The sequence below is a fragment of the Candidatus Bartonella washoeensis Sb944nv genome (assembly GCF_000278135.1).
GTDB lineage: Bacteria > Pseudomonadota > Alphaproteobacteria > Rhizobiales > Rhizobiaceae > Bartonella > Bartonella washoeensis.
Genome location: NZ_JH725022.1, coordinates 192,320 through 216,778 on the forward strand (window position 1 = coordinate 192,320; position 24,459 = coordinate 216,778).

At 37.5% G+C, this 24,459-nt stretch carries 18 protein-coding genes and 1 pseudogene; 11 read left to right on the plus strand and 8 right to left on the minus strand.

The features are described from left to right. The 4 genes and pseudogenes from MCQ_RS00820 to edd all read left to right on the plus strand — a co-directional run bounded on the left by MCQ_RS00820 (position 1) and on the right by edd (position 5,531). Complete coding sequence (locus MCQ_RS00820) at positions 1–1,284, plus strand: NAD(P)/FAD-dependent oxidoreductase (protein ID WP_006922960.1); 1,284 nt, start codon at positions 1–3, stop codon at positions 1,282–1,284. Between the two features lie 118 nt (positions 1,285–1,402). Next, entirely contained in the window at positions 1,403–2,878 is a 1,476-nt protein-coding gene (zwf, locus tag MCQ_RS00825; RefSeq protein ID WP_006922961.1) for a glucose-6-phosphate dehydrogenase, read from the plus strand. A 13-nt stretch (positions 2,879–2,891) separates the two neighbouring features. Further along, positions 2,892–3,650, plus strand: a complete 759-nt coding sequence (gene pgl, locus MCQ_RS00830; RefSeq protein WP_006922962.1) for a 6-phosphogluconolactonase — start codon at positions 2,892–2,894, stop codon at positions 3,648–3,650. A 58-nt stretch (positions 3,651–3,708) separates the two neighbouring features. Next, a pseudogene (edd, locus tag MCQ_RS08655) lies at positions 3,709–5,531 on the plus strand (phosphogluconate dehydratase). A 56-nt stretch (positions 5,532–5,587) separates the two neighbouring features. Here edd and folD read toward each other — a convergent pair. After that, positions 5,588–6,487 carry a bifunctional methylenetetrahydrofolate dehydrogenase/methenyltetrahydrofolate cyclohydrolase FolD gene (gene folD, locus MCQ_RS00850; RefSeq protein WP_006922968.1) on the minus strand — a complete coding sequence of 300 codons (900 nt, stop codon included), beginning with the start codon at positions 6,485–6,487 and terminating at the stop codon, positions 5,588–5,590. Between the two features lie 313 nt (positions 6,488–6,800). On the opposite strand from folD, the gene MCQ_RS00855 reads away from it, so the two are divergent. Next, complete coding sequence (locus tag MCQ_RS00855) at positions 6,801–8,681, plus strand: AsmA family protein (protein WP_006922969.1); 1,881 nt, start codon at positions 6,801–6,803, stop codon at positions 8,679–8,681. Positions 8,682–8,770: 89 nt separating this feature from the next. Here MCQ_RS00855 and MCQ_RS09275 read toward each other — a convergent pair whose 3' ends face one another. Then, complete coding sequence (locus MCQ_RS09275) at positions 8,771–8,914, minus strand: hypothetical protein (RefSeq protein ID WP_006922970.1); 144 nt, start codon at positions 8,912–8,914, stop codon at positions 8,771–8,773. Positions 8,915–9,150: 236 nt separating this feature from the next. On the opposite strand from MCQ_RS09275, the gene MCQ_RS00860 reads away from it, so the two are divergent. Then, positions 9,151–9,894 (plus strand): 16S rRNA (uracil(1498)-N(3))-methyltransferase, encoded by a 744-nt coding sequence (locus MCQ_RS00860; RefSeq protein ID WP_035007645.1) that lies wholly within the window; start codon positions 9,151–9,153, stop codon positions 9,892–9,894. 69 nt (positions 9,895–9,963) lie between these two features. Further along, entirely contained in the window at positions 9,964–11,337 is a 1,374-nt protein-coding gene (locus tag MCQ_RS00865) for a glutamate--cysteine ligase (protein WP_006922972.1), read from the plus strand. A gap of 767 nt (positions 11,338–12,104) precedes the next feature. Here MCQ_RS00865 and MCQ_RS08530 read toward each other — a convergent pair. Beyond that, complete coding sequence (locus tag MCQ_RS08530; protein WP_146739232.1) at positions 12,105–12,344, minus strand: hypothetical protein; 240 nt, start codon at positions 12,342–12,344, stop codon at positions 12,105–12,107. A 1,016-nt stretch (positions 12,345–13,360) separates the two neighbouring features. On the opposite strand from MCQ_RS08530, the gene MCQ_RS00880 reads away from it, so the two are divergent. Then, entirely contained in the window at positions 13,361–14,716 is a 1,356-nt protein-coding gene (locus tag MCQ_RS00880) for an L-cystine transporter (protein WP_006922973.1), read from the plus strand. Positions 14,717–14,719: 3 nt separating this feature from the next. Here MCQ_RS00880 and MCQ_RS00885 read toward each other — a convergent pair whose 3' ends face one another. Further along, entirely contained in the window at positions 14,720–15,604 is an 885-nt protein-coding gene (locus MCQ_RS00885; protein WP_006922974.1) for a methyltransferase domain-containing protein, read from the minus strand. A gap of 190 nt (positions 15,605–15,794) precedes the next feature. Between MCQ_RS00885 and MCQ_RS00890 the strand changes: the two genes are divergently transcribed. Both MCQ_RS00890 and grxC read left to right on the plus strand, forming a co-directional pair. Beyond that, a complete protein-coding gene (locus tag MCQ_RS00890; RefSeq protein WP_006922975.1) occupies positions 15,795–16,580 on the plus strand; it encodes a ComF family protein in 786 nt (261 codons plus the stop codon). Positions 16,581–16,628: 48 nt separating this feature from the next. Next, the gene (grxC, locus tag MCQ_RS00895) at positions 16,629–16,886 is read left to right on the plus strand and encodes a glutaredoxin 3 (protein ID WP_006922976.1); all 258 of its coding nucleotides are present in this window, start codon (positions 16,629–16,631) and stop codon (positions 16,884–16,886) included. A gap of 35 nt (positions 16,887–16,921) precedes the next feature. On the opposite strand, the gene ubiG is transcribed toward grxC, so the two are convergent. Then, on the minus strand, positions 16,922–17,668 hold the full coding sequence (ubiG, locus tag MCQ_RS00900; RefSeq protein WP_006922977.1) for a bifunctional 2-polyprenyl-6-hydroxyphenol methylase/3-demethylubiquinol 3-O-methyltransferase UbiG: 747 nt from the start codon (positions 17,666–17,668) through the stop codon (positions 16,922–16,924). A gap of 193 nt (positions 17,669–17,861) precedes the next feature. Here ubiG and MCQ_RS00905 point away from each other — a divergent pair, with 193 nt between their 5' ends. Further along, a complete protein-coding gene (locus MCQ_RS00905) occupies positions 17,862–19,118 on the plus strand; it encodes an aspartate kinase (protein ID WP_006922978.1) in 1,257 nt (418 codons plus the stop codon). Positions 19,119–20,579: 1,461 nt separating this feature from the next. Here MCQ_RS00905 and MCQ_RS09280 read toward each other — a convergent pair. The 3 genes from MCQ_RS09280 to MCQ_RS00925 all read right to left on the minus strand — a co-directional run bounded on the left by MCQ_RS09280 (position 20,580) and on the right by MCQ_RS00925 (position 24,431). Beyond that, on the minus strand, positions 20,580–20,753 hold the full coding sequence (locus MCQ_RS09280) for a hypothetical protein (RefSeq protein ID WP_181461106.1): 174 nt from the start codon (positions 20,751–20,753) through the stop codon (positions 20,580–20,582). 467 nt (positions 20,754–21,220) lie between these two features. After that, on the minus strand, positions 21,221–22,582 hold the full coding sequence (gene nhaA / locus MCQ_RS00920; protein ID WP_006922979.1) for a Na+/H+ antiporter NhaA: 1,362 nt from the start codon (positions 22,580–22,582) through the stop codon (positions 21,221–21,223). Between the two features lie 154 nt (positions 22,583–22,736). Further along, positions 22,737–24,431: a hypothetical protein gene (locus MCQ_RS00925; protein ID WP_006922980.1), complete on the minus strand. Its 1,695-nt coding sequence runs from the start codon at positions 24,429–24,431 to the stop codon at positions 22,737–22,739. Between the last annotated feature and the right edge of the window lie 28 nt (positions 24,432–24,459).

Consider the following 24,459-nt stretch of genomic DNA (forward strand, 5'->3'; position numbering starts at 1 on the left):
ATGATTGATTATAATCAAATTTCGCCAGGAATTTCTTGGTATGAGGATGCTTTAGAGGAACGCCCCTCTTATCCATTTTTAGACGAACAAAAACAATGTGATGTGGTTATTGTTGGAGGTGGATTTACAGGGCTTTCAGCGGCTTATCATTTAGCTAAAGCTGGAGTGGGTGTTGTTTTGCTTGAAGCTTCGCGTTTTGGCGATGGTGCTTCGGGACGCAATGGGGGCCAATTAGGAACAGGTCATCGACAATGGATAGAAACATTAGAAAAACAGTATGGTTTTGAACGAAGTAAAGTGCTGTTTGATTTAGCGGAGGAAGCTAAAAGTGATGTTTTATCTTGGGATGCACTATCTGATTGCTCTATCGACTTTAAGGCAGGACAGCTTTCAGTTATCCATAAAAAACGTAAAATAAATGCGTATCAGAGGCATGTTGAAACAATGCAGCGTTATGGGTATAAAGGACTTACTTTTATGGATAAAGCTGCAACAGCTGAACGGCTTGGATCATCTTTTTATTATGGTGGTATCTATGATGCTAACACTGGCCATGTAAATCCCTTAAAGCTGATTGTTTTGTTGGCAAAAAAAGCAAAAAATGTTGGCGCTAAACTTTATGAAAAAACACAAGTCACTGCGATAGAGCGCAATGGCAGCCATTATAGAGTGAGAACAAAACGAGGCGACATAAAGGCTGCGCATGTTTTATTGGCAACCAATGGATATAAGCTTGGACTTCAGTGTTTTATTGAGAAAAATATTATTTCTATCCGGTCTTATATTGGAGCAACGGAGCCATTATCAAAGCAGTGTTCGATTCTTGAGGGGGGTGAATCTGTGGATGATTCTCGTTTTATGGTTCGCTATTTTCGCAAAAGCATTGATAATCGCTTGTTATTTGGCGGAGTAGAAAGTTATGATAATCAACACCCTATAAATTTAGATGAACGTATACGAAGGCAGATTGCTGAAATTTATCCTCAACTAGAATCTATAAATCTGACGCATTGTTGGGGTGCGACGGTAGCAATTACTGTTGAACGTATGCCTTATGTTCGCCAACTGATGCCAGGTATCACTTATTGTGGTGGCTATTCAGGGCATGGAGTTATGCTTGCCCCTTTTATGGGAAAATTATATGCTGAGTGGCTGACAGAAAAGCGTGAACGTTTTGCATATTTTCAGGATTTAAAGATTTCCTCTTTTCCAGGAGGAAGAGTTTTTCGTTATCCATTTGTATTTTTAGCAATGCGTTGGTTTTCCTTGATGGATCATTTTTAATTGGATATCGTTTGAAGTGAAGAAAATTAATGGCTTGTTTAGCATCTGTCTGCTTTAATGAGTGAGCTTATACACACTATTTAAACTTTTATAATCAAATGGGAAAATAGACAAGTTTATGGTTAGTAAAATTATTCCAGTCTCTCCCTTTGATTGTGTTGTTTTTGGTGGTAATGGCGATTTGGCATCACGCAAGCTTATACCTGCTCTCTATCATTGTCAGTGTGTTGGACAATTTAGTGAGCCAACACGTATCATTGCGGTTTCACGCTCTTCGTTGAGTAGTGAAGAATATAAAAATTTTGTTCGCATTTCTCTAGAGAAGTATGTTCATCCAAAAGATCTCAACCGAATTGAGCTTGATCGTTTTCTTGCACGTTTAACCTATGTTTCTATTGATATTACCTCAAACCGAGGGTGGGGAGATTTAGCTCTCTTGTTATCAAAAGAAGCTGCTGATATTCGGGCTTTTTATTTAGCAGTTGGTTCGCCACTTTTGGGTGATATCGCAATGCGATTGGCACAAAACGATTTGGTGACGCAGCAAACACGGATTATCATTGAAAAACCTGTTGGTCGCAATGTAAAAACAGCAGTTGAACTCAATGATACATTTGCAAGAGTATTTGATGAAAATCAAATTTTCCGCATTGATCATTATCTTGGTAAGGAAACTGTTCAAAATTTAATGGCATTGCGGTTTGTTAATACACTTTATGAACCGTTATGGAACTCCAATTATATTGATCATGTTCAGATAACGGTTGCTGAAACTATAGGATTGGAAGGGCGGATAGAATATTATGAGAGTGCAGGTGCGCTACGCGACATGGTACAGAATCATATGCTACAATTGCTCTGTTTGGTTGCTATGGAAATGCCGTTTACCAACAGTGCAAATGCTGTGCGTGATGAAAAACTTAAAGTTTTGAATTCTTTAATGCCTCTCGATGTTCATAATGTAGAACAAAATACTGTGCGTGGGCAGTATCTTGCTGGTATATCGGAGGGTGTTTCTGTAAAATCTTATCTTGACGATTTGGGAGAAAAGGTCAGTAAGAACGAAACATTTGTGGCGCTTAAGATTAAGATTAATAACTGGCGTTGGGCGGATACACCTTTTTATTTACGAACTGGTAAGCGTATGTCCACGCGTATGTCTGAAATCGTTATAGTTTTCAAATCCATCCCCCATAATATTTTTGATACGGATTTAGATGAAATTTTTTCTAATCGATTAGTTATTCGTCTTCAACCTGATGAGGGGGTAAAACAATGGTTGATGATTAAGGATCCAGGTCCTGGTGGTATGCGGTTTCGTCATATTCCATTGGATATGAGTTTTGCGTCTGCGTTTTCTGAGCGTAATCCTGATGCGTATGAACGCTTATTGATGGACGTTGTTCGCGGAAATCAAACATTATTTATGCGTCGTGACGAAGTTGAGGCTGCTTGGCGTTGGATTGACCCAATTCTTGAGGGATGGGAGGCAGTAAAGCAGCCTATTCATGGATATAGTGCTGGTTCATGGGGGCCATCTGCTTCGACTCTTTTGATGGAACGTGATAGGCGCATATGGAACAACTTAGTTTAGAGCGATAAGAATAATGTATGGAATGAGTATCGACCGTTTAAATTTTGAAACACCCACGGATTTAGCTTTGGCATTGGCTGATCGAGTCGCAGCAGAGCTTAGTGTATCTATTCTTGAGCGTAAACGAGCGATTTTAGCGGTTTCTGGTGGGAAAACACCAGAATTGTTTTTTCATTATTTGTCAAAAGCTGATATTGATTGGAAAAATATCATTATTACTTTGGTTGATGAACGTTTTGTACCTGCTCATCATGAGCGTTCAAATGAATATGTTGTACGGCGCTATTTATTACAAAATTTTGCTGCTAAAGCCCGTTTTGTAGGACTTTATCAGAAGGCAATTACTGCCGAGCTTGCAGCTTTTTCAGCAGCTAGTCGTATCAATGCTTTGCCTAGACCATTTGATGTGGTTGTTTTGGGAATGGGTGATGATGGACATACTGCTTCTTTTTTTCCTGATGCTGATCGTTTGAAACAAGCGCTCGATCTTCAGACACAGGCACTTGTTTTACCACTTCATGCGAAGAGTGCTTTTGAGCCAAGACTTACGCTAACTTTGCCAGTCATAATGCAATCTCGTTGCATTATTCTCCATTTTGAGGGTTTTCAGAAACGCGATTGTTTTGAAGTAGTTTGTCGGGACGGATCTGAAATAGAAATGCCTGTTCGAGCAGTTTTACGCAATGCCAATCATCTTGTTCAAGTTTATTGGTCGCCTACAGAAGATGAAATAAGTGAAGCAGAACATGATAAAGAAGCTGTCGAGACTTGAATCTTTTTTAGGTATCAGAATGTGCGTATAAAAATGTGCGTATAAATAAGGAATAAATATGGCAATTTCAAAGACAATCGCTACGGTTACACGAAGAATTTATGAACGTTCTCTCCCAACGCGAGAAATTTATGTAGGCCTTATTGCAAAGGCGCAAGCAAATCGTCCTAAGCGGAGTTTTTTGGGGTGTGCTAATCAGGCTCATGGTTTTGCTGCCTGTGGTCCATTAGACAAAAACGTTTGAAGTGTAATATTGTTGGGAATATTGGTATCATCACTGCATATAATGATATACTTTCAGCACATCACCCTTTTGAGACTTTTCGTCACTTAATTTAAAGAGGCTGCTCGTATGGTTGGTTGTGTGGCACAAGTGGCAGATGGTGAGCCTGCGATGTGTGATGGTGTAACACAAAGGAATGCGGGGATAGAGCTTTCCCTTTTTTCACGTGAAGTGATTGCAATGGCAACGGCTTTAAGTTTATCTCATGATATGTTTGATGCAGTACTTTATTTGGGGGGTGTAATAAAATTGTACCTGGTTTAGTGATTGGAGCACTTACATTTGGCCACTTACCAGGAATTTTTGTTCCTGCAGGTCCTATGACAAGTGGTCAAGGTAATGACGAAAAGACAAAAATACTCCAACTTTATTCAGAAAAAAAGTAGATCGACAAACATTGTTGGAATCAGAAGCACGTTCTTATCATGGTTCAGGAACGTGTACATTTTATGAGACTGCTAATTCAAATCAGATGCTGATGGATATGATGGGTCTACACATGCCTGGAGCCTCTTTTATTAATTCTAATACATCATTACGTGATGCTTTACACAGGAAGCTACCAAACGCGCACTTAAAAATTACGGCTTTGGGTAATGATTATACGCCTATTGGCAAGATGATTGATGAACGTTCTTTCGTGAATGCCATTGTAGGATTACATGCAACTGGGGGATCTACCAATCATGCGATTCATTTAATTACTATGGCAGCTGCTGATGGTATCCAATTAACATGGCATGATATTGCAGAAATTTCTTCAGTTTTTCCTCTTTTAGCAAGGATTTATCTTAACGGTTTAGCTGATATAAACCATTTTCATGCAGCAGGTGGTATGGGGTCTATTATTCGTGAGCTTATTGAGGAAAATTTGGTTCATGATAATGTTCATACAGTTTTTGGTCAAGATCTCAATGCTTATGCGATTGAAGCAAAGTTTGGCTCTGATGGTAATGTGGTGCACGAGCCTGCTTTAAATAAAAGTGGTAACCATAAAGTGTTAGCAGGATGGAGAAAGCCGTTTCAGCCTGATGGTGGTATTCGTGTTTTATCCGGAGATTTGGGGACAGCTATTATGCAAGTTTCAGCTGTTAAGTTTGAGCATTGGCAGATTGAGGCTCCAGTTCTTGTCTTTAATGATCAAGAAGGATTGCAGGAGGCTTTTAAAGCCGGAGAGTTAAATGATAAAGACTTTATTGCTGTTGTTTGTTATCAAGGGCCAAAAGCGAATGGTATACCAAAGCTTCATAAATTAACGACAATTTTAGGTGTTTTACAAAATCGTGGACAAAAGGTAGCATTGGTAACGGATGGTCGTATGTCAGGTGCATCAGGAGAAATCCTTGCCGCAATTCATGTGACCTCAGAGGCTTTAGATCATGGTCCAATTTCACGTTTACAGGATGGTGACATCGTTTGTCTTGATGCTCCATGTGGGCAAGTTAGCTGTTTTAGAAGATATGGTAAAATTTAATGCACAAACGATTATGCCCCCTTATTTTTTAAAGAATGAACATGGTGTTGGGCGCGAGCTCTTTCGTGTTTTTCGTCAATCAGTTAATCGTGCAGATCAAGGTGCATCTGTTATTATAGCATGAGTAAAGCGCAAAAAAGGTAAAAAGTAATGCGCGTGCAATGAAAGTGCGTAAAATTCTTAGAATTTTGGTACGGGCAGATTATGTAATCGAGCAGTGGCTTTGAGCGTATTAACCATAAGCATAGCAATTGTCATAGGTCCAACTCCTCCTGGAACCGGGGTAATTGCAGCAACTTTTCCTTTTATTCCTTCAAAATCAACATCACCAACAAGACGCGTTTTGTCCACACCTTTTTCTGGTGCAGCAATGCGGTTAATGCCAACGTCAATAACAATAGCGCCATTTTTAACCCAGTCTTTTTTAATCATTTGTGGGCGGCCTACAGCTGCTACTAAAATATCAGCGCTACGACATACATCATCAAGATCGCGGGTACGACTATGGGCAATCGTCACAGTAGCATTAGCTGCTGTTAAGAGTGCAGCCATAGGTTTGCCGACAATATTAGAGCGTCCAACAACGACGGCATCAAGACCAGATAAATCTCGTCCGCATTGTTGTTCAATCATCATCATAGCACCAGCTGGTGTGCAGGGAATGATAGCGTCTTCAAGTGCGTTCGCTGCAAGTTTTCCTACATTGATATAATGAAAACCATCAACATCTTTTTGGAAAGCAATGGCTTGTGTTATGCGGTTAGTGTTAATATGCGCAGGCAAGGGAAGTTGCACCAAAATACCATGGATTTTTGGATCAGAATTTAATGCTGCAATGAGTTGAAGGAGCTCTTTTTCTTGTACTTCTTTGGAAATCATATGTTTGATTGAAAAAAAACCACACTCTTCGGCTTTTTTGCTCTTTGATGTGACATATACCTGACTTGCGGGGTCGTCTCCAACAATGATAACAGCGATACCAGGTTGTATCTTATAGTTATTACGCATGTTTGTTGTTTCAGCTTTAACTTTCACAATAATCTCTTCAGCGAGCTTTTTTCCGTCGATAATATTGTTCATGGCAGCGATCCTTTCAGTAGGGCTGTTTGTTTTTGTAAAGCATTTGCTGACGATACAATAGAGCTTTGTAGCAGTATTAATCCTGGGAATGCTAAGAGTGGTTTCGATAGTATTATATATTTTTTGGTGTTCAGAAGACTTTAAAATAATTGCTTTGTTAAGAAGCAGCAATATTGCTGTTGCAATAAACTTTGGATAAAAACAAGAATAATTAAATTATTAAATGAGATATGACGGATTTTAGGATTATAACAAGTTTTTTTATTGAGATATGCTTTTAATTTGTTACAGGGGTGAAGGTTAGAGGAAGATTGTGCACGCCAGAATAATAAAATTTTTGAGCGGGATTTTTATTACAATTATTTTTTTGTTTGGAGTAGGTATTTTCATTTTACCTTATCTTGTGTCAACAGATACGATTCGTGTTCGTTTGGCTCAGGAGTTGAGTGCGTGGACAGGTTATAAGGTGCAATTACGGAATCCACCACAGTTAAAACTCTTTCCTTATCCTAAAGCATTTCTTTCTGGTGTTAGTTTAACATCAAAAATTAATAATGCTGTACCGTTGATGGAAGCTGAATCGATAGAAGTTGAGCTTTCTTTGGTAGATCTTCTTCGGGGGCATGTTTCTTTTTCAGAGACGCGGATTGTGCATCCACAATTTGTTATAGAAAAGCCGGTTAAAACAGTAGCTGATTTTTTTGAGAGATTTTCGCGGTCACAAGGTGCATTAGGGTTAGCGATACGTAATGTTCGTGAAATAATTAAGCATAACCCTGAACAGCCAGATATCAAGCGTCTTTTGAATCAACCTTTTGGACGGATTGTTATTGAAAATGGCATGCTCGTTTATCATGATAGTATTTCTGGTGTGCCAGAAAAAATAACAGGATTAAATGCAACTTTAGATTGGCCAGAATCAACTCAAGAAATTCAGTTTCGTGCAGATGCACGTTGGCACGGGGAGTTGACGAAATTATCGATTGATGCCAACCAAGCATTGTTGCTTTTAGCAGGAGGGAAAAGCCAGATTAAGGCAAGCGTCAATTCTGTTCGCGGTGGTATAACCTTTACAGGGCAGGCACGATTATCTGAATATTATATTTTTGACGGGAAGATATCGATGCGTTCTCCAGCGTGGAATCAAACATTGGCCTGGATTGGAAGCAATCATTTTTGGGGACAGAGATTGAAAATACCCATTGTATGGGAGTCTGATTTTTTAGCGCAGCCAATGCATATCAAAATGAATAATGTGGCATTTACAGTGGGTAAAGCAAGTGCACGTGGAGCTTTAGAAATTGATTTTCATGATAAGGTACCAATCGTAATTGGATCTTTAGCATTTGATAACCTAGACTTTAATCTCTTTGAGTCGCGATTTCCTTTAGTTGAAGAAAAGAAGACATTCCTTGATATGAAGATTTTTGATCGCATTGGAGTAGATGTAAGACTTTCTGCTCCTCAGGCGAAAGTAGGGAATATTGCATTTACTAATTTAGCTGCTGCGATACAAATAAGAAATAAGCATATTATTTTTGACCTTGGGCATGCGAATGTTTTTGGTGGATCACTTCAAAGCAATATTGAAATTGCACCAGTTCATCAGAAAGTGCGTATTGAAGGACGTACTTCAGGTGTTTCCATTGATACGCAAGCTGCTTCAGAGGCTCTAGGAATTATTCCATTGGTACAGAGCAAAGCCAATTTTACCATGACACTACGCACGCTTGCTCGTGGTTGGTCGGAAATTTTTGCAAAGATGCAGGGTGAATTAATACTGAATATGTCTTCTGGCCGTCTGTTAGGGTATGATTTAGATGATTTGCAGACAAAACTTTCAGAAAAGGAACAATTTCTATTAGTAAGTAATGACTCCTTATCCACAGCATTTGATCGTTGGGATATTCAAACAAGATTTTCAGACGGAACAATGACGATAGCAGAATCATTGATGCGCACGGCTGACTGGAAGTTATCAATTCAGGGAGTGATTGCAGCTGCTATTACTCAGGAGAGGCAGAACGAATTAAGATTGCAGGCGCAATTACGAAAAGGGGATAGCTCAGAAACTCTTTGTAGAAATATCCAATGTCTTACTAACAGTCTTGCATGGCCTTTCACTTTTTCTCTTAGTTCTAAAGGGCAAGAACGCGGCAATTTTTGGATCAAAAAAGACATTGATGCAGATTGATCGTTGTTCTTCATTTTTGATAAAAATCTTAGAAAATTGTTGAAAGATATTATGTTAATATAAAAATTTGAATGATATGTAGCTCATGCCTATTGAATCTGAGAGGAGATTCCATAGCCATCTTCAGCGATTGTATGTTTTCCATCGGCTCCAACGGAGCCAATTCCTACAGTAATCAAAATAAAGGCTAGAAGGGTGGTGATAGTAATAACTGTGGCTTTTTTTGCAGACATATTTTTCCTCCAATCATGCAATAAATCACAAAACGCAATGGTAAATGACCTGTTATGATGAGTTTGTACAAGAGCAGAATCACTTAGCATTCTGTTTGTTCCCGTTATTATCTCATAAAGCTGAAAAAACTCTATATTCCTTTATAGATTATAGTTCTATAGATATAATTTTTTCTTTTTGTTATATATTTTCCTTCATTTTCGTAACGATTATAGTTAGCTCTGGCACAATTTTTATGCGCATGAATTATAAACTTAAAAGATTATTTATTCGGCAGCCACTTGCTTTGAATAAAGAAATAACAATAGAGGGTCCTCAAGCTTCTTACCTTGTACGTGTTTTGCGCATGCAAGAAGGGGCTGAAATTTTGCTCTTTAATGGACAGGATGGTGAGTGGCTTGCTAAACTCGTCACGGTTGGAAAAAAATTTGTTGTGGCTCAACTTACCTATCAGGAAAGATTGCAAACGGCGCATACGAATCTCATTTACTGTTTTGCTCCACTGAAAAATGCACGTTTGGATTACATGGTACAAAAGGCTGTAGAAATGGGGGTATCAGTTTTGCAGCCTGTTGTAACACATCACACGCAGGTTACTCGTATCAATATGGCCCGTATGGAAGCTAATGTTATCGAGGCTTCTGAACAGTGTGGTATTTTATCTCTGCCTGAATGCGTACCTGCTGTGTCGTTAGCAGAGCTTTTAGCACGTTGGGATCAGACACGACCTTTGTTCTTTTGTGATGAAGCGCACAAATTGAAAAATCCATTTCCTATTTTAAGAGAGCAAGAAATTACAGCATCGGGCGTCCTTATTGGACCAGAAGGTGGGTTTAGTGAAGAAGAGCGGAGCTTTTTAAAAAAACATTCTTTTGTGATTCCGATATCATTAGGTCCGCGTATTTTGCGCGCTGATACTGCAGCTGTTGCCGCTTTGGCCCTTCTTAATGCTAGCGTGGGGGATTGGTCAATTGATTGAGAAGCTTGTAAAATCATTCTAAACGGTTCATTTTAAAGTGATAGAACTAATGATAGGATAAAATAAGTTATGGCGCTTGATATAACTGATGAAAGTGAAATTTATAACTTAGATTCCCTGGTTAGCTATTTCCAAGGGGGGTGTAAAGCAGAAAATGATTGGCGTATTGGTACAGAACATGAAAAATTTCCATTCTATAAAGATGGTTTCCGCCCTGTTCCGTATGAAGGCAAAAGAGGAATCCGTGCGCTTTTAGAGGGAATGCAAGAAGCTTTAGGATGGAAACCCATTTTAGATGAAGGGAATATTATCGGGCTCATAGGATCAGTTGGTCAAGGTGCTATTTCTTTGGAACCTGGAGGGCAATTTGAATTATCTGGTGCACCGCTGGAAACAATTGGTCATACTTATTGCGAAGCAATGGAGCATTTAGCTCTTCTCAAGAAAATTTCAGAGCCATTGGGCATTGGCTTTCTTGGTATTGGTGCTAGCCCAAAGTGGACATTAGCCGAAACTCCGCGGATGCCCAAGTCTCGTTATCAGATTATGACCAATTATATGCCGAAAGTTGGAAAAAGTGGTCTTGATATGATGTATCGAACATCGACTGTTCAGGTTAATCTTGATTTTGCATCTGAAACTGACATGCGACGAAAAATGCAAGTGTCAATGAAGTTACAGCCTATTGCGACGGCATTATTTGCCAGTTCACCTTTTACTGAAAGGTGTCCAAATGGCTTTTTATCTTGGCGTTCTAAAATTTGGTGCGATACGGATAATAAGAGATCTGGGGTTCTTCCTTTTATATTTTCTGAGCGTTTTGGTTTTTTGGATTACATTGAATGGGCGCTTGATGTGCCAATGTATTTCATTGTCCGCAATGGTCATTATCATGATTGTACACATGTAACATTTCGCCAATTCATGAATGGAGCTTTAAAGGGGCAGGTTGTAAATTCAACGCCAAATATAGGAGATTGGATTAATCATTTATCGACTTTGTTTCCCGAAGTACGCTTAAAACGATTTTTAGAAATGAGAGGCGCTGATAGTGGGTCTTTGCAGCATATTTGTGCGTTGTCGGCTTTTTGGGTTGGTCTTCTTTATGATAGTGAAGCGCTAAATGAGGCAGAGGCATTGACAAAAGATTGGTGTTTTGAAGAAGTTTTAGAGCTACGCAAACGTGTTCCAAAAGAAGGTCTAAAAACACCTTTTCGTCAGACCATAATTTTAGAATTAGCACGTCAAGTTATTGCTATTTCGCGCAAAGGTTTAAAAAATCGCCGGAAGTATGATGTTGATGGTTGTGATGAGACAATTTTTCTCAATCCTTTGGAAGAGGTGATTGTTATGGAGCAGACAGCTGCTGATAAACTTTTATCCAATTACCATTCTATTTGGGGAAAGGCTATTGAACCAGTTTTTTTAGAATGCGCCTATTAGGATTTTGAAGTAAAAAAAATCACTGCATTTTCTAAAGAAGTGTACACCATTATTGCTGTTAACTCACAGGCTTTCTTTAAAAGAAACATTGCATTTCTCAGTGTCATTGATGAGAAGTATAATGCAAAGTTTATTAAGTGTTGTCATCTTTACTTATACAAGCAATAGATCAGTACTATGGTGATACTTTCTCAACTTAAATTGTTTTTTTTGCATTAAAACGAGGGTTAAAGAGGCATATTTCACTGTTTCTTAAACATTTTTTCTACATACTCATCCTGCCTGTAATGTATAAGCGAATATTTTTTAATTTACTTTAAGACAGTTATAAAATGAGAACATATTATTGTCTGCAGTACACTTAGTTAAGTAAAGAAAGGATAAATTATCTTTATAAATCAAAATATTGTACGAAAAAAATATTTTTTTGAAATACGCTTTCGACATAAATGTTTTTTTTGTTCCTCAGTATTTGATTTACCTTATAACTTTTTCTTTTTGTATCAATACATGTTATTTTATTCACTACGGATATACAAGATGTTCTGTTATTTGAAATAAAAAATACAAGAGCTAAATTTTTGTTCAGATAAGGTAACAAGCGCTTATTTTGTTGATTAAAGATATATTGTATTGCTTCCATCTTTTAAAAGGGCAATCTCATTAGTGATATTATCTCTCTTTTCGCGTTATGAAATGGTATAGCTGTATAGCAAGACCGCAAACGGCAGCTGTATTTTAAAAACGCGTTATAGAATTGCGTGTTATTATTCTTTCTGTCCCCATAATTTTCTCTTCTCGAATAATGCCATTTGGAGAAGATAGAAATTTTTTGCATAATCAAACATTGGATCATCAATGTTTGTTGCAAATTTTGCTAGGAGGAAAATGCCTTCTAAATTATTCCAAGCAGCATCGTATTTGATTGCATTAGCTTGAAAAATCTTGAGTCTTTCTTTTAAGTTGTTAGACACTAGCGTTGATTTTTCTCTATCATCTTGCCACAAATTGGCAAAGTGTCCCCCTAAAACAAACGCTATATGATAATGCTTTAGGATATCAAATTTTGGAGGATCAGTTCGCAATTCTATTAAATATTTCCAAAACTGCCCCTTAACATATTCTGTAGGTGTGACATGCTTTAGCTTCGTCGTGAATACTTCTACATATTCTTTTGCTATTTCCGTCTTGTTGCGGAACTCTAAAACTTTGTATTTTTTATTATATATGTTTGATAAAGTTTGTTGTATTCATTTAGATTTTTTACTTTAGTATATCCAGATAATATTATAGAAGATAAAGCTCTAAATATCACAGTACACATTATAGAAAACTTAGTTCCTTGTTTTCATAAACAGATAAATTTTGAATACAGCTATTACTTCATAAATGTCAGTTATTTGTTCACACTGATTATATTGTATGTATTTTTTGTGTTGGTAATTTATTACAAATTGTATTAATGGCACATTCAGCACGTATCATAGTGCGTTTCGACATAACATTATGAATCCAAAACTCTTTGCGTTTGTGTTTAGAAGAAATATTTTATGACAGAAGAGAATTTACAACAGATGTTTCAAAGAACAGAGAAGAGGTTCCATAAAGAGCTAGGAAAGAAAGTGTAAAGGCTGTTTCCAACAAATTGATACATATTTAAAGAGAGATGGCGTTGAAAGCTTCTGAAAATGTCGATAATAAAATTGGTAAGGATGGTTTGATATTGTAATATTAAGAAAAACAAGTCATGGAATTGTCTACAAGTTTCTTGCTCGTTACTAAAGAGCTTATCGTTTTAAGTAGCAGGAAGAATGATAACGTTATTCATTCGATTTTTTATCTTCTTTAAACAGTTATTAGTAGATAAAAAATTCTCTTTTAATCGATAAATTAAAAAATAATGATTTTATAAAAAAAGCGTAAGTTTTATATTTTATTTCCGAATATTACGCATTGATTTTAAGTCATGCATGCTATTCAATATCAAGCATAAACACAAGCATAACAATAATGGGCATAGGCAATGACATTTAATTTTTTCATCAATTTATTTTTATTTGTTATTTTTTTGTTATGGCTTGTTCAAACTAAGAACATGCAGTGGAGTCTTTCTCTGCGTGTCATGCTTGGCCTTATTCTTGGCTTGATTTTCGGAACTGTTTTGCAGGTTATTTATGGGAGCGGGGAAACGACTCTTTTGAAATCTGTTGAATGGTTTAACATTGTTGGCGATGGTTATATCTCGTTACTGCAAATGATTGTTATGCCATTGGTTTTTATTTCTATTGTTTCAGCAGTTGCTCATTTGCATTCTGTTTATGCTGTTGGCAAAATTAGTATAATGGCAATTTCAATATTGCTTTTTACAACAGCTATTTCAGCATTGGTGGGCGTTTTGGTGGTTAACTTTTTTGGATTAACAGTGAATGGTTTGGTACATGAAGGGCAAAATGTGGCTGCTATTCTTGAATCGCGTGTTTCTCAACTTGGAGATATGAGCGTACCAAAGATGATTTTATCCTTTATTCCTAAAAATCCATTTGCTGAGTTGAGTGGGGCCAAGCGTACATCAATTATCGGTGTTGTTATCTTTTCGGCATTTTTAGGGGCAGCGGTTACTCTTTTAAAGAAAGATGATTCAGATCAAGGGGAAAAAGCCCTTTTATTTATTCAGGTTGCACAAGCTTGGATTATGCGGTTAGTACGTATTGTGATTGCTTTGACACCTTATGGTATTTTTGCACTTATGACTAAGGTAGGAGCGACTTCAAGTGTTGCAGATATTTTAAAATTACTGGTTTTCGTCATTGCTTCTTATATTGGTATTATCTTCATGTTTGGAGTTCATGCTGTATTGCTTGGTATATCGGGGATTAATCCATTTCGCTTTTTCAAAAAGGTCTTACCGGTTTTAACATTTGCTTTTAGTAGCCGTTCAAGTGCTGCAAGTATTCCTTTGAACATTGAGGCACAAACGCAGTGGATCGGTGTACCACAATCAATTGCAAGTTTTGCAGCTTCTTTTGGGGCAACAATTGGACAAAATGGTTGTGCAGGTCTTTATCCAGCGATGCTTGCAACCATGATAGCACCATCAGTAGGTATTAATCCTCTTGATCCTACCTGGATTGCTACTCTCGTTGGTGTTGTCACATTGAGTTCTATTGGTGTTGCTGGTGTTGGTGGTGGTGCTATTTTTGCTGCATTGATTGTGTTACCAATTATGGGGCTTCCTGTTTCTTTGGTTGCTGTACTCATTTCTATTGAACCTTTAATTGATATGGGACGTACAGCCTTAAATGTAAGTGATTCAATGGTGGCTGGCACTATAACCAGTCAGATGTTGCGTACAACGGATAAAAGTATTTTTGAAAAATAATTTTTATAGTTTCTTCCGTGCTCTTACTAAAACATTTGCAAGAGATATTTGAGCTGAGCCTGGCTTTAGAGGCTTTTGTTGACTTTCATGCGGAGCCCAACCTGAGAGCCAGATGAAAGAAAAATGTGCGCGAATGCGACCATCGGGATCACTGAAGCGTTTTGCATAGATTTCAGCAGCGCGAAGGAAAAAACGTTTAGACACGGGGCGTCGTGAGCGATTAATGAGTGCGTTTTGCATCCCCATAGCTTTAAGATCATGCATAAGATCAAACATTGTATTATAGCGTATAGTGATTTCTTCAACATCTGCTACGGGTAAGGCAAAACCAATACGCTGTAAAAGAGCTCCGGCATCACGAATATCGGCAAAAGGATAAATTCTTGGACTAACTCCACCGTAAATTTCAGTTTCAGCCTGCAGTAAGCTTTCCCGCAATTCTCTTAATGTACCAGCTCCAACCATAACAGCAAGAAATAATCCATCTGGTTTAAGGATATTTTTTATCTGAGTGAGAACACCAGGGGTATCATTGGTCAATTGTAATGAAAGTAGTGAAACGATAAGGTCACAATAATATTGAGGAAAATCAAGGAATTCTCGATGACGTAAATGAAATTTTTTGTCATGGCTTTGATAGAGCATGTCGGTTTCGACGCGTTCTATGGAATGGACTTTTCCAGATTTCATTAAAACTTGTGCTGCAAGATCTGTATGACTGTGTAGATCTAGAGCTAATGTAAAATGACGATCAACAGTACTGAGACGTTTATAGAGATCCTCAGCCATATAGGACAGTAAAAAATCGTATCCCTCTTTTGCTTTTTGGAAAGCACGTTTGCGGAATTGTTCAATACGGGCATGGTCAAAAATTAAAGAGTATGACATGTCGTTGAGGTCTTTCGCTCTATGATTCAAAGTATATTTTACAAAGGTTCATTTTTACGCAAGTTCTGTCAAGTTTATGATGTGAAAGAAAAACAAATTTATAAGAGGTAAGAGTTTTTAAAGGAATTAAATTTAAAAAATACATAAAAAACTTTGGTGTGTAGGGAAGCTATAAAAGCCTGAATTGATGATGTTATGCTTTCGAGAAATGGCTTTAAGTGGTGGGGATATACTCAGTAAGCTCGTTGAACGCTTACTAACAATTCTTTATCCACCGATTTGCCCTGGATGTAAGCAAAGAGTTTCTGCTTATGGTACAATTTGTTCTGAGTGTTGGAAAGGTCTTCAATTTATCACCAAACCTTATTGTCCTGTTATGGGGATTCCTTTTGTTTGTGATATGGGGGATGGTTTTCTCAGTGGTGAAGCACTTCAAAAGATTCCTCCTTTTTCGCGTGTTCGCTCGGCTATCGTTCATAAGGGAGTGGCGCAAACCCTTGTAACACGATTGAAATATGGTGATCATATAGAACTGGCATCTTTTATGGCCAATTGGATGGTGTTTGCTGGGCGCGAGATTATTGATGATTGTGATGTCATTATTTCCATTCCTTTGCATTTTCGTCGTTTTTTGGGGCGACGTTACAATCAATCTGCTGAGCTTGCTCGTTATATTGCAGTAACACAGAAAAAAAATTTTAAGCCCGGATGGCTCACGCGTTGTCGACATACACGTCCACAGGTTAGTTTATCTGCTAGAGAACGAAAACTTAATATGCTAAATGCCTTTGAGGTGCCGCGTAAAGTTAAGAAATATCTAAAGGGACGTTCTATTTTGTTGATTGATGATGTTTTCACCACAGGTGCAACAGTTACTGCGGCGGCTGCAACATTAAAACGTGCAGGTGCACGGCAGGTTGATGTTCTAACATTTTCGCGAGTTCTAGAAGAAGCCTCCGTTTTTCCCAATTATTGAGAGTGACTTAAAGTTGATACTATTTAAAAAACATTGGAAAATAATATTATGAAAGAGATAATACTTTATACACGCCCTAACTGTCCTTATTGCGCAAAAGCACGTGATTTGCTTGATAAAAAAGGTGTAAAATATACAGACATTGATGCCTCAACTTCGCTTCGTCAAGAAATGGTGCAGCGTGCAAATGGCCGTAATACATTTCCACAAATTTTTATAGGTGATTATCATGTCGGCGGTTGCGATGATCTCTACGCTTTAGATGATGAGGGAAAACTCGACGCTTTACTGGAAGGCACGAAATAGAGAAGGCATGAAATAGCTGTAGTTTATGGTTTGCACTATGAAGGTCGTTTTGCGAGGAGCAGATAGTTAACATCCATGTCTTTTGAGCGATTCCAGCTGTCATTTAAGGGGTTATAGGTAATGCCTATCTCATCAATGACAGTCAGATCGTTTTGTAATAAGAAATTTTTAAGTTCTTGAGGTTTTAGGAATTTTTTATAATCATGAGTTCCTTTAGGAAGCCAGCGTAAAACATATTCAGCACCTACGATAGCTAGCCCCCATGCTTTCCATGTGCGGTTAAGTGTTGAGATAAACATCAGTCCTTTTGGTTTAAGCATTTTTGCTGTAGCTGCTATGAAGAGATTGACATCAGCAACATGTTCAACAACCTCCATATTGAGGATGATATCAAATTGCTCTCCTTCAGCGGCCAGCATTTCTGCAGTAGTGGTACGGTAATCAATTGAAAGACCGCTTTGGCTTGCATGGATTTTTGCAACTTCAATATTCGTTTGCGCAGCATCAGCTCCTATAACAGTAGCGCCAAGACGTGCCATTGGTTCGCATAATAAACCTCCCCCACAGCCAATATCGAGAATTTTCAAATTTTTGAAAGGTGTGAGTGAAACAGGATTACGATTAAATGCTAGACAGATTTTTTCTCTAATGTACGCAAGACGCGTTGGATTAAATTTATGAAGGGGGCGAAATTTTCCTTTTGGATTCCACCATTCCGCAGCAATACGAGAAAAATGATCAATTTCATTCTGATCAATAGTGGTGCGTGTTTCATTTATCATATTGCTCTCCTTTTATTTTTTAATCATCAAATCAAGTGGATTTTATCCAAAGTCAAGGGAAATTAACATATACATACTGGGCTTGCGCAAATGATAGATATTGGGTATGTGAGAAAGGAGTTTGTTGATACGGGGGAAGGCCTTATTCTCACTGTCGTTTGAGATAAGAAACGTAAAGGTAAGAGTGTTATTGATGGCGCGGATTGTCATGAAATTTGGCGGAACGTCTGTGGCAAACATTGAACGTATTCATAATGTTGCGCGGCATGTCAAAAGAGAAGTGGATGCAGGCAATGAGATTGCAGTTGTTGTATCTGCAATGGCGGGGAAAACCAATGAGCTTGTTCAGTGGGCGCGTGAGGCTTCTCCAACGCATGAGAATGCTTACGAATATGATGTGGTTGTTGCTTCTGGTGAGCAGGTTACGGCGGGTTTATTAGCCCTTACACTTCAAGCAATGGGAGTAAATGCTCGTTCATGGCTTGGTTGGCAAATTCCTATTCATACTGATAATGCACATAGTAGTGCCCGTATTACAGATATTGATGGATCTTTTTTAATACAGCGTTTTCAGGAAGGTCAGGTAGCAGTTATTGCTGGTTTTCAGGGATTAGCACCAGATAATCGGATTTCTACTTTGGGGCGTGGTGGATCAGATACAAGCGCTGTTGCAATAGCGGCAGCTATACAGGCTGATCGTTGTGATATTTATACAGATGTGGATGGTGTTTATACAACTGATCCACGCGTAGAACCTAAGGCACGCCGTTTACCCAAAGTGGCTTTTGAAGAAATGCTTGAAATGGCTTCTCTTGGGGCGAAGGTTTTACAGGTTCGTTCTGTTGAACTGGCTATGGTTCATCAAGTCCGTACCTTTGTGCGTTCAAGCTTTGAGGATCCCGATGCTTTAGGCGTGGGAGATCCAATGAATTCTCCTGGAACACTTATTTGCGATGAGGATGAAATCGTGGAACAACAGAATGTTACTGGTATTGCTTTTGCTAAGGATGAAGCGCAAATTTCGCTCCGTCGACTTGCAGATCGCCCAGGGATCTCCGCAGCAATTTTTGGCCCCTTGGCTGAAGAGCGAATTAATGTTGATATGATTGTGCAAAATATTTCTGAAGATGGCTCAAAAACTGATATGACTTTTACTGTACCATCAGCAGATGTGGATAAAGCCGTTGCACTTCTTGAGAAAAATCGTAAAGAAATAGGGTTTGACGTTATTCAATTTGAAAGCGACCTTGCCAAGGTGTCTGTTATTGGTATTGGAATGCGCAGTCATGCAGGTGTTGCGGCTACAGCATTTAAGGCTCTGTCTGAAAAAGGTATTAATATTCAAGCAATCACGACTTCCGAGATTAAGATTTCTATTTTGATTGATAGCGCTTACACTGAACTTGCGGTCAGAACATTACATGCTGTTTATGGACTTGATAAGAGATAAGAATTTTTTAATTCCAAGCACATTCGAAATACTATGAGATATTCATATTTGTAGGAATATGGAGGTTTCCTACGAGCGGGGTATATTAGGGAAGGGGAGGTGCGGCTGTTCAGAGATGCGTATTACGCGAGGGAAGCTGTATAAATGCAGTGGTTAATATCAGAGTGCTCACAAAAATTGTTTTCATCGGGTTATTCATGCAATTACGCAAAATATAATGGATAAAATATTTTCTATTGATATTTTGCTTTTCTCAAAGGCTCATTTAGAGCTTTATGTTTATCGCGTAGGAGAATTTTATCCTTTTCATGAGGATAAAATAAATATCTGGAATAAAGATTTTCTTAACAATTACTGGTAAAAGAATACTCTCAATTTAGAAAATGTGCAAAAGCTTTCTTTTTCCTTTGGCATATCGATTGAGGGGAAGGTCTAATTTATCTACTTTTGTTAGCCTTGGATATAAGCTTATTTATATCAAGCGTAAAAAAGTGTCTCATAATTCTCAATGAATCAAAAGATAATCCACTTTGTTATACCAACTGTTTAAAAAGCAGGTTGGTTGATTTGTTATGCTGTAGCTGATCATAGTTATAAAAAAGTATTCTAAGTATATTTTGTTTTTTCATTGATGAATAAGTGGGAAAAGTGCATTGCCTTTTTGAAATTTATTCAACTTTATCGTGAAGCTGCATAAAAAAGATTCATTGCAATTACGATAATGGGTGATTGGCATAGAATATTATATCTTCATTTCAATTTCATCATGCAGATTTGATTAGTTAATGGATATAAACGGCGTATATAGGATAATCGACAAGCAAGAGATGCGCAACACATTGTTCATTGCAGTCTTTTTACCAAGGTTGTAGTTGGGGTTTCGAGTGCTTCACTTCAAGTCAAAAACGTTGCATGTATTGTGACAGACAATTTCTACTAAGACCACTACGTCCAGAAAAAGCAAGAAATCACTTTTGGAAAGACAACGGATCTTTTTAATCACCTTTATTGTCTTTGATGATACAGGTACGCGAAAATCTGTTTTAGCACTATGTCGACCTTTCATATTTTTAGCAGGAATTTTCCATAGATCACCATCAATCTTGTCTTTACGAATATGATGCAAAGGATGTTTACCAACATTTATAAGGATAGCCAGATGTTTTATGGATTATTGTTTTGCAAAGTATTGTATAAAAAGCGCGGATATTTCTCCAAATCCATTGCCGATCTATTAATGGTTTTTTATAACGTTGTTTACCTAATAAAGCTTTTTCTTTTGCTTGCAAAACAACATCTAATCCCAACGCAGCAGTCTGTTTGAGGCATAGATTAAGATGGATTCAATACTTTATGAGCAGTTCAAGCTTTTGTATGCCAAATGGGTGGAAGAGTGTTCCATCTATCTATTTGCGTAATTTCTGAAACAGGTAGACTGCCTAATTGGGGGAGAATATGAAGCTATACAGGTGAAAACCAGCTTCCATTTTTATCATTTCCTTTTAATTCGGCTTTACGACTTTTAAAAGCATCCACAGCAACACCTTTTAAATAATAAAGATTGTGTATTGCCTCATGCTTTTGTTTTTCACGTTCTTTAATGGGAATACGCCGCTCATATAAAACAGAACGCAATTGTATTGCAATTCACGTGCTCCCGTGCTTTTTTTTAAAAGAAATATTTCTCAATGGGACCCAAGCCTATTTCACGACGACACTCGTGATTGATATAACGATAGATTCATTGAACAACACGATCTTTACGCTTATGAAGGTATAAGCTGGCACCATTATACTATTTTCTAGCTCTCAATGTCGTGACAGCTCTTGCGTTGAGACGGTTCATAAGAAGTATTTTTCCTTCTTTCTTCAAGTGTTTTTTATCTACATGCCAGTTCCGCTTGTGACGCGTAAGTGAATGGTTTTAATTGATTCAATATAAAAAGATTTGAAATAAAAGAATCTTACGGTATTAGGGGTCTCTTCAACATGCAAAAAATAAATTATCATTATAAAGCAAAGTGTTTTCCTTATCATCATCCCTATAATTGCGTAAAACTCGGTTTCCATAAAAAAGTGGAATTTTTTTAATTCATTGAGAATTATGAGGCACCTTTTTTACTGCGCTTATTGCGCTTAATATAAATGAACCCATACCCAAGGCCGACAAGAGCAGATAAACCAGAACCACAGAGCACACCAATTTTTGCAGAATCAAGCAAAACAATATCTTTAAAAGCCAACATTGAAACGAAGATAGACATTGTAAAACCAATTCCTGCTAAAAATCCAATCAGCAAAATGCCTGTCCATGTTATATGAGGAGGCAAGCGGCATAGTCCTGATTTTACTGCTAGATAACTAGCAGTGATAATACCAAACGGTTTACCGATAAATAAGCCAATGACAATACCGAGAACAACAAAGAATGATTTGTCAGAAGAAAGGTCAAAATTTGCAAAACTAACACCAGCATTTGCAAAGGCAAAAATTGGCATCACACCGTATGCAACCCATGGATGTAATGCTTTCTGAACACGTATTACTGGTGCAATCATATCACGTTGCCCTTTGCGTATTTTTTTCAATGCAGTTGAGATATGGTGCAGATCTGTTTTTATATTTTTTTCTTGAAGGATTTGCATTGCATTGCTCAATATTGTGAGCGGAGCTACAAGAGTACGAGTAGGAAAAACCGGAGTCATCATACCTAGAATTACGCCAGCCAGTGATGGATGAACGCCCGTTATCATTAAGCCCCACCAGATGATGGCACCAGGTAGAATGTAGAGCCATGCCGATGCGAGACCAATCCATTGAAAAAAGAGCACCAGAGCAATCCCTGCTACTACAATGGTTAAACCACTAGGATCAATGTTAGTTGAATAGAAGAAAGCAATGATAAGAACAGCGATGATATCATCAATAATTGCTAATGATAAAAGAATAACATGAAGGTTAGCAGGAATTTTTTTCCCAAGAAGAGCAAGAATGCCTAGGGCAAAGGCAATATCTGTTGCTGTTGGCACGGCCCAACCATGTGTATGGCCACCATTAAAGTTGAAGCTAAGATAAATAATTGCAGGGAGACAAACTCCGCCTATTGCTGCAACAATTGGCAAAATTGCTTGTTTAAAATCGGCGAGAGCGCCTTCGTGAATTTCTCGCCGAATTTCCATTCCGGCTACGAGAAAGAAAACAGTCATGAGAGCATCATTCACCCAGAAATGTAAATCCCATGAAAGTGAAAAATGGCCAAAGTTAAAGCCAAGAGGCGTATGCCAAAATGATTCATAAAGAGAAGCATATTGAGAGTTAGCAAAAATGAGCGCGGCAGCAGCGGCTAATAAAAGAACGATACCACTGAGCGCCTCAATATGGAGAAAACGCTCAAGAGCAGAGAGTGCCCTATTTGTGACAAGAGAGGCGCGATTTGGCAAGCGATTTGAGGATAAAGCAGACATAAGCAACTCCAACTATCAACATTCCTGCTAATATATATCTTTTGCGTAGATTGTTACACGTATCATTCTATTCTACCACACAAAAGAAAAAAAGAGGAATAAAGCTCTTAAATCTTATGAGCAAGATTATCATTTTTTAAACTGAACAAATGCTTTAGGGTGATGATTGATTTTTGACACTTAGATTTACTTTATTCAGAACAGTGGAAAAATCATTTTGAAGTGCGGTTCCCAGATCTACCATTGTAAGGCCTTTGTTATCTTTTGCTGTTATTTTTATGGTTAATGTTTGTGGATTTTTAGCGAAGTCTCCAAGAGAATTTGAAATATTTTCGGCTTTTTCATGATCTTTTAGCAATATTTTTGGGGTTTGTGTCATCATCAGATAGAAATTGTCATAGAGTTCTTTTTTGAGATCATGCTTTGTGTCACCAAGATTTTGTGCAAGATAAGAAAAAAGCTTATCAATGAAACCAGCATCTGTATAGCTAATGTTAATATCAGTGATACCAAGGTCTTGAGAAGCAGTAATCATTAAATCTTTTTGAGCAGAAAAAAGTTTTTCATCAACATTAACAAGCTTCGCTGATACTTTTCCAGATCCAATATTTTCTATATTGAAAGACATTGCATTAAGAGAAAGCGTACGCTCTCTCTCGTCATAAGAAATATCAAATTTTTCTGAAAAATCAAAGTGTTCAATACCTATTTTTTTTAAGAGCTCTAAATCTTCTTTTCTCATTTTTTTAGGTAAAATTGAAAGGTTATTGAAAGAGATAAGAAGTTTTTTTGGTATAGGCTGCTTCCATAAGCTTTGTGTGAATTGGAATGATTCGAGTGTTTCTTTAAATCGTGGTGTATCGATCTTGAGGTTATTCACTTCTGCATCGGCTAAGGTAATAGCGAGCAAGTTATTTATGAGAATATCACGACGTGCTGTTTTCTCAGTTTTTTTGTTAGTTACTTTTTTTTCGTTAAGATAAGCTTTGATCAAATTTTCAGTTGTTTGCTCCAATGGTTGCATTTTAAAACCAGATGTTTTAAATGTACCAAGAGATAAAGAGATGTTTTTCTCTTCTCCTTCAGAAATATCAACGATTAGATTTTTCAGAGAAATAGGACCAGTAACGTTTTTTACTTGATTGATAGAATTCTTTTTTCCAAAAATAATAAAATCAGCATAGTTATAGATGTCAATATCATGTGCTTTTATTGCATCACTTTTGCTGATAATATGCGTTTTTTTTTCACCATTTTTAGCTGTCATATTAAGGTTCATATTTTTAAAGCCGACAGAACCAATATGACCATTTTTAAAACCTAAAAGCTGAAAGTCCTTTATCTCAAGTTTTTCGGTGATTTTATTTTCATCTTCTATAGAAAGTAGTATATCTGGTGCAACAATTGAGGAAAGTTCAATACGCATAATCGATTGCAGAATGTGGGATAGAATTTTTGTATCCTTTTTTTTAAGATATACGCTGTTAAGAGAAATTTGGGGAATTTTTATGTGAATATTATTATGCTTTAAGTCAATATCATAAAGTGTGAAAGTACCAGGAATAAAAGAAAGAGGAGGACGGGCTGAAATGGCACCAATTTTAAGTGATACATCTGCAGGAACTGGCAGAGTAACATTTGTCAAGTTGACTTTGCCTATGATGCTGACTTCAGCTGTTTCTGCTCTTATTGAACGGTGGGCTATTTCTTGTTTTACAAAACTGTCAAGATAGGGTTTTGCTATATAAAAACCGCCAACAACTATCATCGTCAGAACAGCAACAAATCCGCTAATACATGTTAGCCAGTATTTCAGATTCCATTGGTATCGACCATTAAGATTAACCATCATTTCTTCTTTCGCTTTTATCACTCTC